At 63.4% G+C, this 15,342-nt stretch carries 13 protein-coding genes and 2 pseudogenes; 9 read left to right on the top strand and 6 right to left on the bottom strand.

All coding sequences use genetic code 11. The annotated features are described in order from the left end of the window. Positions 1–35: 35 nt before the first annotated feature. Positions 36–203 (top strand): annotated as a pseudogene (locus FXF75_RS16735) (galactonate dehydratase); the annotation flags it as partial. Position 204: 1 nt separating this feature from the next. Continuing rightward, positions 205–540, top strand: a complete 336-nt coding sequence (locus tag FXF75_RS16730) for a hypothetical protein (RefSeq protein ID WP_163522986.1) — start codon at positions 205–207, stop codon at positions 538–540. A 44-nt stretch (positions 541–584) separates the two neighbouring features. Here the strand turns inward: FXF75_RS16730 and FXF75_RS16725 are convergent, their stop codons facing one another. Both FXF75_RS16725 and FXF75_RS16720 read right to left on the bottom strand, forming a co-directional pair. Beyond that, positions 585–1,556 (bottom strand): Gfo/Idh/MocA family protein, encoded by a 972-nt coding sequence (locus FXF75_RS16725; RefSeq protein ID WP_163522985.1) that lies wholly within the window; start codon positions 1,554–1,556, stop codon positions 585–587. Positions 1,557–1,688: 132 nt separating this feature from the next. Continuing rightward, the gene (locus tag FXF75_RS16720) at positions 1,689–2,762 is read right to left on the bottom strand and encodes a nitrogen regulation protein NR(II) (RefSeq protein WP_163522984.1); all 1,074 of its coding nucleotides are present in this window, start codon (positions 2,760–2,762) and stop codon (positions 1,689–1,691) included. Positions 2,763–2,923: 161 nt separating this feature from the next. Between FXF75_RS16720 and FXF75_RS16715 the strand changes: the two genes are divergently transcribed. The 3 genes from FXF75_RS16715 to FXF75_RS16705 all read left to right on the top strand — a co-directional run bounded on the left by FXF75_RS16715 (position 2,924) and on the right by FXF75_RS16705 (position 4,570). Further along, positions 2,924–3,688: an SDR family oxidoreductase gene (locus FXF75_RS16715; RefSeq protein WP_309221851.1), complete on the top strand. Its 765-nt coding sequence runs from the start codon at positions 2,924–2,926 to the stop codon at positions 3,686–3,688. Positions 3,689–3,842: 154 nt separating this feature from the next. Further along, positions 3,843–4,199 (top strand): HalOD1 output domain-containing protein, encoded by a 357-nt coding sequence (locus FXF75_RS16710; RefSeq protein WP_163522982.1) that lies wholly within the window; start codon positions 3,843–3,845, stop codon positions 4,197–4,199. A 119-nt stretch (positions 4,200–4,318) separates the two neighbouring features. Next, positions 4,319–4,570 (top strand): hypothetical protein, encoded by a 252-nt coding sequence (locus FXF75_RS16705; protein ID WP_163522981.1) that lies wholly within the window; start codon positions 4,319–4,321, stop codon positions 4,568–4,570. A 17-nt stretch (positions 4,571–4,587) separates the two neighbouring features. On the opposite strand, the gene FXF75_RS16700 is transcribed toward FXF75_RS16705, so the two are convergent. The 3 genes from FXF75_RS16700 to FXF75_RS16690 form a co-directional block, all read right to left on the bottom strand. Then, positions 4,588–6,771, bottom strand: a complete 2,184-nt coding sequence (locus tag FXF75_RS16700; RefSeq protein WP_163522980.1) for a S9 family peptidase — start codon at positions 6,769–6,771, stop codon at positions 4,588–4,590. A gap of 91 nt (positions 6,772–6,862) precedes the next feature. Beyond that, entirely contained in the window at positions 6,863–8,359 is a 1,497-nt protein-coding gene (locus tag FXF75_RS16695; RefSeq protein WP_163522979.1) for a PAS domain-containing sensor histidine kinase, read from the bottom strand. Further along, complete coding sequence (locus FXF75_RS16690) at positions 8,299–8,895, bottom strand: MEDS domain-containing protein (RefSeq protein ID WP_163522978.1); 597 nt, start codon at positions 8,893–8,895, stop codon at positions 8,299–8,301. The genes FXF75_RS16695 and FXF75_RS16690 overlap by 61 nt, the downstream gene beginning before the upstream one ends. Before the next feature lie 230 nt (positions 8,896–9,125). On the opposite strand from FXF75_RS16690, the gene FXF75_RS16685 reads away from it, so the two are divergent. Then, positions 9,126–10,025, top strand: coding sequence for a polysaccharide deacetylase (locus FXF75_RS16685; protein WP_163522977.1), 900 nt, complete (start codon positions 9,126–9,128; stop codon positions 10,023–10,025). A 171-nt stretch (positions 10,026–10,196) separates the two neighbouring features. On the opposite strand, the gene FXF75_RS16680 is transcribed toward FXF75_RS16685, so the two are convergent. Further along, a complete protein-coding gene (locus FXF75_RS16680; RefSeq protein WP_163522976.1) occupies positions 10,197–11,093 on the bottom strand; it encodes a DMT family transporter in 897 nt (298 codons plus the stop codon). A 257-nt stretch (positions 11,094–11,350) separates the two neighbouring features. On the opposite strand from FXF75_RS16680, the gene trxA reads away from it, so the two are divergent. From trxA to FXF75_RS16665, 3 genes and pseudogenes are all read left to right on the top strand, one after another. After that, entirely contained in the window at positions 11,351–11,791 is a 441-nt protein-coding gene (gene trxA, locus FXF75_RS16675) for a thioredoxin (RefSeq protein ID WP_163522975.1), read from the top strand. Positions 11,792–11,863: 72 nt separating this feature from the next. Next, positions 11,864–12,532 (top strand): class I SAM-dependent methyltransferase, encoded by a 669-nt coding sequence (locus tag FXF75_RS16670; protein WP_163522974.1) that lies wholly within the window; start codon positions 11,864–11,866, stop codon positions 12,530–12,532. Between the two features lie 1,143 nt (positions 12,533–13,675). Then, a pseudogene (locus FXF75_RS16665) lies at positions 13,676–14,918 on the top strand (orc1/cdc6 family replication initiation protein). Positions 14,919–15,342: the final 424 nt, after the last annotated feature.

Below are 15,342 nucleotides of genomic sequence, written 5' to 3'. Positions count from 1 at the left end.
TTAGGCCGTGGCCTGCGTAGTCGGTGAGCATGAAAGTCACCGACGCCTCGGTGTTCGAGTACGAGGACGGCTACGTCGAACTCCCGAACGGTCCGGGTCTCGGCGTCGAAATCGACGAAGCGGTCGTCTGCGAGGTGGCGGACGAGGTGGACTGGCACAACCCCGTCTGGCGACACGGCGACGGGAGCGTCGCGGAGTGGTAGCATGGCGGAACCACTCGACGCCTTTCCGGACGTGGGTGACGAGACGGACCGCGACCTCGTCGCGCGCCAGCAGGAGGCGGTGCGCGACCTCGACGGCGTGACGGTTGACGGACTGGTGTACGAGTACCGGACGCAGTTCCACCGCGACCCGCTCGTCACCCAGAGCGAGACGGCGTACTACCTCTCGGTCCGGGACCACGTCTGGACGGAGTTCGCCGAGCGGATGGGGTTGAGCGACGACGAGTTAGAGCGGTTGAAGCGAGCGCACGCCGAACAGTTCGCGGCCACCGTGGGTGAGGAGGCCGAGGACGAGGCGATGATTCTGACGAAGGAGTGACCGCACGGCTCTCGACGGAGGGAGTTCTCGCGGCGCTCGTCACTTCAGCCCGATTCGTGGACCCGTCTCGTGGCTCCGTCGGAGGCGAAGAGCGCGTCCAGCACTCGCTGAACGCTGTTCGCCTCTTCGAAGGAGACCAAGTCGCCGCCTTCGCCGTCGAGTTCCGCGACGAACTCGTCCACGAGGGTGAGGGTCGTCTGGCTCCGGGTATCGTTCAGTACGGTCTCGTCGTCCTCGCCGCGGTTCTCGACCAGTCTGTACCAGTCGAGGAGCGAGAGTTCGGCGTCCGACCCGAGGACGGTAATCGAGTTCTCCTCGGACTGCTGGTGGTCGGTCACGAGGTCGATGGTCCCGTGGATTCCGTCCACTGAGAAGTGGCCAGCCACCGAATCCTCATAGCGGTCTGGACCGGCGTAGGTGACGTTCGCGCTCACCGACTCGACGGGACCGAACAGTTCCTGCACGCCGAACAGGAAGTGGGTGCCGACCTCGCGGAGCGGACCGCCCTGTTCGCGGGACGTGAGCCAGTCCACGTCCTGCCACTCGCGGGGCCACTGCGGGAACCGAAAGGTGAGGTTGACTCGGCGTGGCGCGCCGATGTCGCCCGCCGCGACTCGCTCGCGCATCTCCACGAACCCGGGCGTGTAGCGGAACGGCAGGTTGATAGCGGTCGTGGCCTCGCTTTCTTCGGCGGTCTCGACCATCTTCCGACCGCGGGCAGCGTCCTCGGCGATTGGTTTCTCGCAGAGGACGTGCTTGCCGTGGTCCAGCGCGGCCGCGACGATTTCCGGGTGGTGTTTCGGCGGTACACCGACGTAGACGATATCGACGTCGTCGCTCCGGACGAGTTCGCGGTAGTCGGTGAACGCCTCGCAGTCGTACTCGTCGGCGAACTCGCTCAGTTTCTCCTCGTCTAGGTCACAACCCGCCCGGACGGTGGTACGCTCGTGGTCGGCGAACGATTCGGCGAGTCGATTCCCGATGACCCCGCAACCGACGATGCCCGCGTCGTACATACTGGAGCAGTTCGGCTTTCGGCATTTGTAACTGCGGGTTTTGAGACGGGTTAACAGGCGCGAGTCCGTAGTTCGGCACGACGAAAAGCGACGGCCGAGTGGGACACGGGAGAGCGAGGGGCGGTCACTCCGTCAGTCGTCGGTGACTATCTCTACGTCGGTGAACTCGAACCGCGCGCCGCCCTCCTGACTCTCGGCGACGACGAACTCCCACTCGTATGCGTCGGCCAGTTGCGCAACGAACGTCAGTCCGAGGCCGATTCCGTCCTCGTCGGTCGTGTACCCTGCCTCCGTGACCGTCTCGCGCTTGTCCTCGGGAATCCCCGGTCCCGTATCCTCGACGTAGAAGCCGCCTTCGATGGTCCCGACTCGCACCGTGACCGTCCCGTCACTGTGTTCGACCGAGTTCCGAAACAGGTTCTCGAAGAGGGACTGCAGATGCGTCGAGTTCGCGCGTATCGTCAGCGAGGTGGTGAGTTCGATATCGGCGTCGCCGGTCGCTGTGTCTTCCCACGCCTCCGTGGCGGCAGTAGCAAGGTCTACTGACTCTCGGTCGCCGACTCCGCCGTGACTCCGAGCGAGCACCAGCAGCATCTCGATTATCTCGTCGATTCGGTCGAGCGCCGTCGCTATCTCCGCGATGGTCGCCTCGTCGCCGTCGTCGAGGAAGTCGAGATATATTTGGGCGATTTCCAACGGGTTACGGAGTTCGTGGGCCAGCATGCTGGCGAACTGGTCGAGTCGCTCGTTCTGGCGTTCGAGGCGACGCTCGGCCTCCTTCCGTTTCGAGATGTCGCGGAACGTCCCCACGAAGTAGTGGTCGTCGTCGTGTTCGAACTCGTTGAACGAGATGGCGAGCGGAACTTCGTGGCCCTCCTCGTGGTAACCCGGGAGTTCGATGTAGGTCCAGTCGAGTTGTCTCTCGCCGGTGTCGAGATACTGCTGAAAGGCGCTGGTGTGGGCTTCCTTGAATCGGTCGGGAATTATCGTCAGCAACGGTTCGCCGACGAGTTGGTCCGGCGCGTAGCCCAGAATGCGTTCGACGGCCGGATTGGCGTATCGGACGACGCTGTCGTCGTCGAGCATGACGATGCCGTCGGCGGAGGCTTCTGCTAACGCGTCGAACGCTTTCCGGCGTTCCCCCGCGTCGTCGGGGTCCTCTGTCGGCGTAGATGGCGGCGTCTCCATCGACAGTTCGTTCGTCACTCACGTTGATAAGGAGAGGGATACCCCTTTCGTCACCGAGGTTAGTACAGTCCAACCCCGATTTCGGTCCGGACGAGCAACCGAACGCCACACCGTCCGCCTTCCGACGACGCAGACAGAGAACTGAAACGTCGCGCGAACGAGTATCTAGCCATGAACCGATTCGAGGACCGGTCGTCCTCGTTACGGGGTCGACCAGAGGTATCGGTGAGGGTGTCGCGAGGCGATTCGCACGCGAAGGCGCGTCGGTCGTCGTGACGGGACGAACCGCCGAAGACGGCGAGGCGACCGCGGAAGCGATTCGGGAGTCGGGCGGCGAAGCCACCTTCGTGCGGGCCGACATGCGCGACCCCGACGACATCGCGGCGCTCGTGGACGCGACCGCCGAGGAGTACGACGGCATCGACGTGCTGGTGAACAACGCGGGCGTCGAGACGGACACCTCGGTCACCGAGGCGACGATGGACGACTGGGACCTCGTCCTCGAAACCGACTTCCGGGCCTACTGGCTGACGGCCAAGCGCGCAGTCGAACACATGGACGAGGGCGCTATCGTCAACGTCTCCTCGAACCACGCGTTCGTGACGATGCCCCAGATGTTTCCGTACAACGCCGTCAAGGCCGGAATCGACGGGATGACTCGCGCGATGGCTCTCGACCTCGGACCGGACATCCGCGTCAACACCGTCAACCCCGGGTGGGTCGAAGTGGAGCGCACCGATGCGGGTCTCTCGGCGGAGAAGCGTGACCACCTCGAATCTATCCACCCCGCGGGACGCATCGGCGACCCCGAAGACGTCGCCGGGGCCGTCACCTATCTCGCCAGCGACGACGCCGCTTACGTGACGGGAACCAGTCTCCTCGTTGACGGCGGCCGGACCGCAGTCATGCAGGACGACACGCTCCCAGAGTACAACGCCGATTGACGTCCCGCGAATCCGACAGGAAGAACGAACCCAATCCGAAGGGGTAGCTACCGCTACTACTCCACGTTTTAACAGTCTAAATCGTGAAACTTTTCTGGTAGAAACTCGACGAACAGACACGTCGATTCGGAGAGCGGGGGACTTACGAACACGCATGAACCCAGACACACCGACCCTCACGGAGCGCGCGCCGTCACTCGACCGAGACGGACGTGCGGCGTACCGAGTACCGTCCACCGACTGGAGCGTCAGCACCGCCGTCGTCGAGGCCGTCGCCGAGGTAGCGGACTGTGACCCGCTCGCCGATAACTTCGTGCTGTACGACGCGGTCGACCCCGACGCGCTGGACTGCATCTTCGCCGACCACGAGAACGGAGCGGCCCGGACGTCGGGCCGCGTCGTCTTCGACGTTCGGGGGTGCCGCGTCGAGGTCCACGCCGACGGCGACCTCGTCGTTTTCGAACCCGGTGACAGTGAGGACGTACGCCGGTCGAGCGCACGGTCGGTGTGAAGTCGAGCGGCCAGAAAGAACGACCCGTAACGCCGGATACCGCGGTGAAACGGTCGGAATCAACATACGAAAGGGTAATCACTCCGTGCCCGAACCCTCCTTCAAGGAGCGATTACCGAATGGCCGCCACCGACAACGTCACGTTTTGGGAGATGTTCCGCGACCTGCCCGTCCGCACGACCGTCGCGACAGTCGTCCCCCTCTTTCTCGGTCTCGCACAGTTACTCAACGGATACGTCCACGGAGTGCCGATGGTCCGCGTCGCCGGGTTCGCCGCCGGGATGGTCATAGCGGCCGTGCTGGTGACCCAGTACCAACTCGTGGAGTACAACCGCAAGGAACTCCAGCGCGAGGTCTTCGGCGACGAGTAAGCGCCGACTGAGTCCGCTCACGACCCGGGGTCGTGGCGCTCGAACCACTTGCACAGTTCTCGGAGTCGGTGAATCGCACGGTCCGGGTCGCCGATATTGTGGTGTTCGTCGGGGTAGACGACCAGTCGCGCGGGAACGTCCTGTTTTTTGACGCTGACGTACAATTGCTCGCTCTGGGACGGCGGACACCGCCAGTCCTCACCGCCCGCAGTCACGAGCAGCGGCGTGTCCACCTCGCCGACGTCGGTGATGCTGGAGGCCGCGTCGTACCCCTCCTCGTTCTCCCACGGCAATCCGAAGTCGTTCTCCCACCAGACGTGACTGTCGTCGGTGCCGAACGCCGACCGGAAGTCGTAGACGCCGTGTTCGGCCGCGGCGGCCGCGAATCGGTCGCTCTCGGCCACGAGGTAGCCCGTCGTGATACCGCCGTAGGAGAACCCGGTGGCGAAACAGCGGCCGGGGGCGGCCCAGCCGCGTTCGACGGCCGCCTCGACCGCCGCCAGCACGTCGGCGGTCTCGCGCGGTCCCCACTCGCCGCGAATCTGCTCGCTGAACGTCCGACCGTAAGACGAACTCCCCCGATAGTTGGTCCGGACGACCACGTAACCCTGTCCCGTCAAGTAGGCGTGTTCGAAGGAGAACGTCGGCGCGTCGTAGGAGATTGGACCGCCGTGGATGGAGGCGACGAGCGGTCGCGGGGAGGGGTCTTCGGGGTCGAAGTCGTCGGGGAAGTAGGCGATGGCTTCGACTTCGTCGCCGTCGGACTCGAACGTGAAGCGCCGTGACTCCGGCGTGTGCCGGTCCGCCAGTAGGTCGTCGTTGAGAGCAGTCAGACGCCTCGGTTCGGCCTCACCGGTTCCCGCGCCGTCATGTAGTTCGATATCGTCTCCGGATTCGACGTCGGCGAGGTCCGCAGTGAAGAGGTCCTTGCCGTCCTCCGGGTCCGAGAGGACGACCGCCGCGGTTCCGCCGCGCGCGTCGAACCCCTCGACGGTCCGGTCCCGTCCCTGCGCGCCGAAGGTCCGCTCGGGGTCGCCGTCCTCGCGGAAGCGCGCGAGGCGGGTCAGTCCCTCGTCGCCGACGGCCGCGAGCAGGTCGTCGCCGTCCCACGAGGGGCGACCGTATCGGGCGACTGTCCGGTCGAGGTCGCCGGACCACGATTCGGACGCCCCCGTTTCCGCCTCGACGACGAACACCTCTGACGGCCGGTACCAGTTCTCGGGGTCGCCGCCGACGAACGCGAGTTGGTCCCCGTCCGGGTGCCAGCGAAGTCGGCCCGCGGTCAGGTCGGAATCGGTCAGTTTTCGGAGGTCGGAACCGTCGGGAGCGACGGTGTACACGTCCATCACGTAGTTGTCGTCGGGTCGGTCGGTGCGGTTCGAGAGGAACGCGATGCGGCTACCGTCGGACGAGTCGTCGCTCGCGGCGACGCCTGCGGGCGACCACGTGGGCTGGAGTCCCGTCGCCGGTTCGCGCGCTCCGCCGCCGTAGGCGTCGTCGAGTCGCTCGGTCTCGCGGGTGTCGTAGTCCACGACGAAGAGGTAGGTCGTCACCTCGTCTAACCAGCCCCGTCCGTCGAACTTGTGCTGGAGGCGCTCGGTCACGACCGGACCGTCCTCCTCCCGGCGGTGTTTCAGGTACTCGCGCTGGTCGTCGGTCGGGTCGCGGGCCGCGACGACGAGTCGCTCGCCCGCCGGACCCCAGTCGAATCCCTCCGCGCCCTCCTCGAAATCGGTTAACTGACGCGCGTCGCCGCCCAGTTCGAGGTCGAACGCCCACACCTGCGGTTTGGGTTCGTCGTTCGCGCCGTCCTCGGTTCCGTCTCCGGCGTCTTCGTCGCCGTCCACTTCGCTCCGGGAGTCGTCCTCGCTCTCGGTGTCGGCGTCCGCCGATTCAGGGTCGCCGTCTCCGTCGGGGGAGCGCGTCACCTCGATTTCGGCGTCGGTATCGCGAGCGGCGGTGAACGCGAGTTTCGACCCGTCGGGACTCCACGCCGGGGCGCTGGCGTCGGAGGCCCGCGAGAGTCGGTGGGGGTCGCGGCTTCCATCGGCCGGGACGACGAACAAGGAACTCCGGCGCTCGTCCTCGGCGCGGTCGAACTCGTCTGCGACGAAGGCGACCCGAGTGCCGTCGGGCGAGACGGCGAGGTCGGTCAGGAGCGTTAGGTCGTAGAAGTCGTCGAGTTCGAGGGGGTCGCTCATGTGGAACGCGTCACGGGCCGCCTCCTTGAGCGTGTGGGGAGAGGCAAGGCGGGATTCCGGACGTTCTCCGGTCCCGTTCAGTTGCGACGCCTCAGCGGACGTTCCGGAACTCGAACCGCGCTCCGCCGCTCTCGCTCTCGGTGACCGTGATGTCCCACTCGTACACGTCCGCGAGCTTTCTGACGAACGCGAGTCCGAGACCGGTACCCCCGCTGTCCGCGGCCGTGGTGTACCCCTGGTCGAAGACCGTGTTGCGGTCCTCCGGCGGAATGCCGGGTCCGTCGTCGGCCACGTAGAATCCCGACGGGAGTTCGCCGACCGTGACGGTGACGTCCGACCCACCGTGTTCGACGGCGTTTTCGAGCAGGTTGCGGACCATGTGCCGGAGGTAGGTCTCTTCGCCCTCTATCGTCCGTTCGAGTTCGAGGTCGAGTGCGGCGTCGGGTGCGTCGATTTCGTCCCACGCCTCCCGGGTCACCTCGGCGAAATCGATGGGTTTCGACTCGCCGACCGCCTCGCGGCCCCGCGTCAACACCAATATGACGTCTATCATGTCCTCGATGCGGTCGAACGCCTCCGAGACGTACTCGACCGCCTCCGGGTCCGTCTCCTCCCGGAGTTGCTGACTGTATATCTGGCCGACCGTTACCGGGTTCCGAAGTTCGTGGGCCAGCATGCTGGCGAAGCTTTCGAGTCGTTCGTTCTGCTGTTCGAGGCGCTCTTCGTGCTCCTTGCGTCCGGTGATATCGTTCCCGCTCGGCATGATGGCGACGACCTCGCCGTCCTCGTCGTACACCGGCTCTAACATCGCGTCCATGATGACGGTCTCACCGTCAGGGGACCGATGCGGAATCTCGGACCGGACGTACTCGCCGTCCGCGGCCCGTTCGATACCGGCCCGCAGTTCGTCCTGAAGTTCCTCGTCGTGGACGAACCACGGCGTCTCCCAGAATCGCTCGCCCTGAACGTCGGACTCGTCGATGCCGGCGAACTCTAAGGCCGTCTGGTTGATGCGCCGGACCGTGCCGTCGGGGTCGAGCAGGGCCACGAACGAGCTAGGGTTGTTGAACGCCGCCTCGAACTGACGCTCGACGCGTTCCAGTTCTCGCTTGCGCTCCTTCTGTTTGGTGATGTCGCGAGTCAGCGCCACTTGGACGGTCGTTCCGTCGGGACGACGCAACGGGGCGGCGTGCGATTCCATGTGTCGCCGCGTGCCGTCCAGTCCGACGATATCGAACTCCAACGTCCCGCGTTCACCCTCGCAGATTCGCTCGTTGAAATCGCGGAACCGCTGGCGGTCCTCGGAAGCAATCAGGTCGTAGACGGACTCGCCGACCACGTCCGAGTCCGAATCGGCCTCCACCATCCTCAGTCCGGCGGAGTTCATCTGAAGTAGGGTTCCGTCGGCGGCGACGGTTTTGATGCACTCGGGGGTGGTCTCGACGAGCGCACTCAGGTGCTGAGTGCGTTCGCGTAGCTCGCGCTCGCGCTGGCGGCGTTCGAGTTCGTACTCCGTCCACTTCCCCATCAAGTCGAGGAACGTACGCTTGGCCTGCGAGAAGTCCGCGTCGCGGGACTCCTCCGACACGAAGAAGAACGTCCGGTCCCGACCGCCCTCGACGGCGAGGGACGTGCCGAGATAGGTCTCCAGTCCTCGTTCGCGAGCAGGTCGCCCACTCTCGCCTCGTATTCCACGACCTGTTCGACCGTCGCGTCGGCCGGAAGCCACGTCGTTTCGGCCACGATTCTGAGCGACTCGTCCTCCTCGGTGGCGGTTCCGTCGGTGACCTCGTCGCGCTCGACCATCTCCGTGGGGTCGAACGAACTGTTTCGGACAGAGGTGTCACGAACGGTGTAGAACGACAACGCGCCCGGCTTAAGCGCTGCTCGAACGTCGATACCCCCGTCGCGCAGTGCCGAGCGCACCGCGGCTTCGCTGTCCTCGTCCGTGACGTACACGACGCGCTCGCCACGGTCGAGACCCCGGCGCACGAACGGGACGGCCGCGGCGAATCGCTCGGCGTCCGTCTCGTAGACGTTTGCAAAGTGGTGTTCGCAACGACGGCCCTCTCGGTGTTCAGTCGGCCCGCGGAACGCCGCCCCCGGCTCCGACGCTTCTGACACCCCCTCGAACCTCGTCGACTCTCGAAAACTGGCGTTCGGGGAGGCGTCCTCAGTCACGTGGACCCACCACCCGACGCGAGACCGCAGTCCCTCGACGCACAGTCTTCGCTCGTTTCATTCTACGGGACGACAGCGCCCGAACAGGTAAAAATATACTGCACCCTTCCACCGGGGAAATCGACCCCCTGCCACTATCTATTACTCGATGCGAGTACGATATAGCGGTAGATATGGGGGACATCGACGTAGCGATTGGTGTCGATGCGGACTGCGTGGCCGGATGGCTCGGGTCGTACGGTGGCGCGGACTCACCGGCAGACCTCTCGCGCGGGCTTTCGGCGGGAAACGAGGGGATTCCGCGGCTCCTGCAACTGTTCGAGGACGAGGACGTCCAGACATCGTGGTACGTGCCGGGCCACACTATCGACACGTTCCGGGACAACGTCGAGGAAGTTGCGGCCGCCGGGCACGAACTCGGCGTCCACGGGTACTCCCACGAGAACCCGACGGACCTGTCGCGCGAACAGGAAGACGAGATTCTACAGGTCTCGATAGACCTTATAGAGGAGGTGACCGGAGAGAGACCGGTCGGCCACCGGGCGAGTTGGTGGGAGTTCAGCGAGAACACGCCAGACCTCGTGGAGAAGCACGACTTCCTCTACGACAGTAGCCTGATGGAACGGGAGTTCGAACCGGGGTGGATGCGGAACGGCGACGAGTGGACGCCGATTCAGTACGAGGAGGACGCAGAGACGTGGATGGAACCGTACGAGTACGGCGAGGAGACCGACGTGGTCGAGATTCCCATCAGTTGGTACCGCGACGACATCCCGCCGATGCTGTTCATCAAGCAACCGCTCTACCACGCCGGATACAAGGACCCGCAGATGATGTACGAGCAGTACTACGAGGCGCAGTTCGACTTCCTCTACGACCGGCGCGGGGCGGGCGTCTACACCTTCACGATACACCCGGACCTCCACGGTCTCCCGCACATGATTTCGCACCTCGAAGCGTTCATCCAGTACGTGAAGGGTCACGAGAACGCCGAGTTCAAGACTCTCGAAGAAATCGCTCGCAAGTACAAAGACGACCCGTCGGTCTACGAGAGCGAGGGAGAGTACGTCTGAGCAATCGGTAACCGACGGCTAAATTTCTCTGAGAGTTCGACACACATTTATCTTTCATCACAGTCGTCTGTATGCCACCACAGTCACCTGCCTTGGTAGAGCGACGGCGGAATCTGGAGAGTGACCGCGAGACGTGTTCATTTCAAAACTGGTGGTAGCGAACGTCTCTACTCACGAGGTTGTAGAGGTGGAGACGATGTAGACGCCAACGGCCATGACGGCCCCGCCAACGACGAAATCCGGTCCGATTGCCTCACCGAGTAGCAGCGCACCGAGTAGCGCGCCCACGAGTGGTTGAACGAAGAAGAAGACCGCGACCGTCCCCGCATCGACGAACTCCAGTCCCTTGTACCAGAGATACCACGCGACGGCGGTCGAGAGCACCCCCAGATAGAGGACCGCCCCAGCGACCGGAAGCGAGAGCGGTACGTCGCCCAGCGAGAACCCCGAGACGGCGAGTTCCGCGGCCGCGAGGACGCCCAGCATCGGCACCGCAGCGACGGTCGAGTAGGTCGCGGTCTCCAGCGCGGAGTAGGCCCGCACGAGCGGTTTGCCGTAGACGGTGTAGGCGGCCCACGCCAAACTCGCCACAAGCAGGGCCGCGACACCGACGGCGTTCCCGGACGCCATCCGGGTCAAGTCGTACCGCCCCGCGAGGACCGACAGGGTGCCGACCGCCGCGAGCGCCATACCCGCCGACTTCCGACGGGTCATGGGTTCCGAGAGCGCCGAGACTCCGAGCAGGAGCGTGAACACCGGCGTCAGGACCGTCAGGAGCGCACCCTGACTCGCGTTCGTGAGGTCGGTGCCGACGAACTGAGTGACGATGGTCGCCGTGACCGCCACGCCGAGGGCTACGAACCTGCGCCGGTCGGTGCGCGAGAACTCTCGCGCGGGTCGAGCGCGGCGGACCACCACCAGCAGGACCGCGGCCCCGATTACGACCCGGAGGAATCCGAGCGTGACCGGGGGTATCGCCGAAAACCCCCACTTGCTGACGACGTACATCCCGCCCCAGAGCGACGCCGCGGCGAGCGGCGCGAGGGCGTAGACGGGATTGGTTTCCATCTCGTAGACGATACTGTGCGCTCCGGTATTTTAACGTTCGTGTCTTTGCCGGGACAGTATATCTGAGCGTGATTCCGACGCACGGGTGGTCCGACTACGCAGTACCGACTTGTCGGATTCGTTCGGTGCTTACTCGACGGTCGGACTTGTCCGATACGTCGGGATTATCACAGTTGTCCGATACTCGGTCACTTCACGACGAGTATTGTAGGGTTTTTACAGAGCAATTAAATCCGTGGAGCGGTAACCGTCGCGTGATGAACGAGGACGAAGTCGAATCTATCCCCGACCGGAAATACGACGAACTTCTCGACGAAGATGTGAATCTTTCCACCGACGGGAGTCTCGATACCGAGGAACTGGACGATAGCGCGGCCGAACCGGACGAAACGGTTCACGTCGAAAGCGTCGAACAGTTTTCCGACGTTACTACCCGAGACGATGTGGTGCTCGTGGACTTCTACGCGGACTGGTGTGGCCCGTGCAACATGCTCGAACCCATCGTGGAATCCGTCGCCGCCAACACGGTGGCGACGGTGGCGAAGGTGGACATCGACCAGCAGCAGGGTCTCGCCGCGCAGTACGGCGTCCGGAGCGTCCCGACGTTGGTGCTGTTCGCCGACGGTGAGCAGGTCGAGCAACTGGTCGGCATGCAGAACGAGCAAAACCTGACGAGACTCGTCGAGCGGTACAGTTAGAGTTCAAGCAGTCTTGCATCTCTTCCACACGTCACACAGTTGTTAAGGTGGTCGGCCCTCGATTCCGTGACGATGGGCTTTCACACGTTCGACCCCGAGTCGGCCGACAGACTCGAAGACGAGTCGCGGTATCGCTACCTCTCGCGAGAGGAACTGGTCGGTGCGCTGGCTCTCGGGTCCGGCCGGGGCGACACGGTGGCGGACCTCGGAAGCGGGACCGGTTTCTACACCGACGACGTGGCTCCGTTCGCCGGTGAGGTCCGCGCTATCGACGTGCAGGCCGAGATGCACGAGTTGTTTCGCGAGAAGGGCGTCCCGGAGAACGTCGAGTTGGTGACCGCCGACGTCGGAGACCTGCCGTTCGCCGACGGCGAACTCGACGCCGCGTTCTCGACGATGACGTTCCACGAGTTCGCCGGAGACGGCCACGGTGCAGAGGCCGAAGGAGGAACTGAAGACGGCGCAGGGGACGGAGCAGAAGAGGAAGCAAGGACCGGAGCAGAAGACGACGCAGAGACCGAAGTCGGACCCGGTGCAGAGACCGAAGTAGCCCGCGTCCTCGCCGACGGCGGACGCTTCGTCGTCGCCGACTGGTCGGCGAACGGTGACGGCGAGAGTGGTCCGCCGGTCTCGGAACGGTACGACCGCGACGAAGCGGTCGAACTTCTCGAAAGCGCGAACTTCGAGGTGCTTCGGGCCGACGAGCGCCCCGAGACGTTCTTCGTCGTTGCAGAGCGGTAAGCGACCGTTCGGACGGAGGAGTACGAGTCACTGGAAGTTGACGGAAACCGAGTGCTCGCGGGAGAACGCGTCTCCCGACTTGCTTCGGCGACCCCGCGGTTTCCGCTGTCTCGACGGAGGCGGGGTTCGTTTTAGAGGCGTTAAGACGGCCGGTATCGGAAGAAAAGAGACGGTCGAGACGAGATACTCGAACCAAGACGGCGAACGTAACCCCACAGTTTCCGCAGTTTTCGGGCCACCATCTCGGAAACCGAGAAGGACATCGATGTTCTCGACCGTCAAGTGACGGCGACGGAGAGAGGACGAGAAGGTAGGTACACCACGATTTCCGCTGTCCACCGCCGTATCTTGGGTTCAATCGCCGGCCGTGTGTGGTTCTACCGTCTATCGTCTGTGATTTGGTCGTCGGTGGTTCGGCCTGCTGTCGCCAATCGTCCGAGCGTACTTCGATGGTCCGTTCGACCCCTGTCGGGGTTTCATCGGCGTCAGCGCGGGTCGAGCGAACGGAGGGACACCCACCCCACTGTTTCCGTTGTTGTCGAGAGTGCGTCGGAGGGGGTGTGTCGAGGGAGAGGGGGGACACCCACCCCATCGTTTCCGCTGTTTCGGTGGACGAGAGGGGGACGGAGAGAATCGAGACGGTGAGGGTGGTGATAGAACCCGAGCAGAGAGCGTCAATTTCGAGAGAGAAGGTGGTTCGAAGAGAAACGCAGAACAGAGAACGCGAAATACCGATACCGAGCGCTCGGCCGCAGAGTGTTTCGGACATCGTCAGAAGTTGTCGAGTATCTAGTTAAACTATCGAGCGGTTCTAACGTGCGTTCTTTAGCGGTTTCTCTAAGTAAAAGTATACTCCAACAGCTAGGAGGCGTTTAGTCTATTTTGCTTATTTGTACTACGGATATGGTTTTCCACGTTCCTATATAAATCTTTCCCCTCATTTAGAAGCAACGTGACACCCCACACTTATCCTGCCGATAGCTCCGGAAACGATGGGGTGGGTGTGTGTTTAAGTCAATCGGGACAACGGAAACGCCGGATACCCGCCATTGCATCCGGACATAAATATGTCCGGGACAGAAGAAACAGCGGACACGCCGCTAACCACGACACTTTATATCCCCATCCGTTCAAGCATCGTGCATGTCATCGTTTAGCTTCGACCGGGACAACTCCCTCTACAAGAATCGGGACGCTCTGCTCGAGGAGTACACCCCGGACAACCTCGTGGGACGAGACGAGGAACTGGAGGAGTACCACGCCGCACTCCAGCCTATCATCAACGGCGAGGCCCCTTCCAACATCTTCCTCTACGGAAAGAGCGGGGTTGGAAAGACGGCGGCCACTCGCTTTCTCCTGAACCGACTGCAGGACGACGCCGCCAAGTACGACGATATCTCGCTCAACGTCATCGAAATCAACTGCGACGGTCTCAACTCCAGTTATCAGGTCGCCGTCCGTCTGGTCAACACGCTCCGCGACCCCTCCGAGCAGATTAGTAACACTGGCTATCCCCAAGCGCAGGTCTACAGTTTCCTCTGGGAGGAACTCGACAAACTCGGCGGTACAGTCATCGTGGTTCTCGACGAGGTGGACCACATCAACGACAACTCCATCCTCTACCAGATTCCGCGCGCCCGCAGCAACGGCTACCTCGAACACGCCAAAATCGGTCTCGTGGGTATCTCTAACGACCTCTCGTTCCGCGACTCGCTCTCGGCGAAGGTTCGGTCGTCGCTCTGCGAGAAGGAAGTCTCGTTCCCCCCCTTACGACGCCACAGAACTCCAGAAAGTCCTCAGCCAACGCGAACAGGTCGCGTTCCACGACGACGCGCTCGCCGAGGACGTGATTCCGCTCTGTGCGGCGTACGGCGCGCAGGACGCCGGAGACGCTCGGCAGGCTCTCGACCTCCTCCTCGAAGCGGGGGACCTCGCTCGTAAGGAGGCCGTCGAGCAGGTCACAGACGACCACGTCCAAGAGGCCCGCGAGAAACTCGAACGCGACCGAATCATGGAGGGCGTGGCCGACCTCACAGAACACGCCCGCCTCGTCCTCTACGCGCTCACGTCGCTCGAAGCCGAGGAAGAGACGCCCGCCCGTTCACGCGACATCCGGCCTCGGTACGAACAGTTGTGTAACCACGTCGGTACTGAACCCTTGACGAGTCGCCGAATGCGCGACCACCTCGCGGACCTCGCCATGCTCGGGGTCATCTCTTCGACGGAGAAGAACGAGGGCATGTCCGGCGGGAAGTACCGAAAACACGCCTTGAAACAGGACCTCCAGTTGGTGGTCACTGCACTCGAAGACACCATCGAGTTCGCGGGTGTCCACGAGAGCATCCGCCCCTACTATCAGACGACGTTCGAGGACGCGGAGAACTGACTCTCTTCCTCCCGCATTTGCTATTCCGTCGTCTTCTCTCGTCGGCGGCGACCCCACTGTTTCCGCTGTCTACTCCCGACCTCCCTGCGAATCAACCCCGTAGTTTCCGCTGTCTACCGTCAACCGTGCGTTGTTTTTTCGGTAACACGACCCTGATTCCGTTCGAGCAACTGCGATTCTATCCGATTACAGTCTCCGACCCTCGACTCGCCGGACTCGGAGAGAAAGACAGCGGAAACGGTGGGGTTGCAGTGAGACTCGGTTACCGCCATAACAGCGGAAATACTGGTGTTGGGAGCGCCGTTACCCGAGTCGAAAACAGCGGAAACTACGGTGTTCCGCCGACCGGAAATCGGACGGAGTGACGAGAACCGTCGGAAGACAGCGGAAACAGCGGGGTCGTGGTGACCGCGATAGACAGCGG

It is taken from the genome of Halorussus sp. MSC15.2 (genome assembly GCF_010747475.1).
Lineage (GTDB): Archaea > Halobacteriota > Halobacteria > Halobacteriales > Haladaptataceae > Halorussus.
Note: the sequence above shows the minus strand (reverse complement) of the source record. Positions and strands in the feature narration are given on the sequence as shown.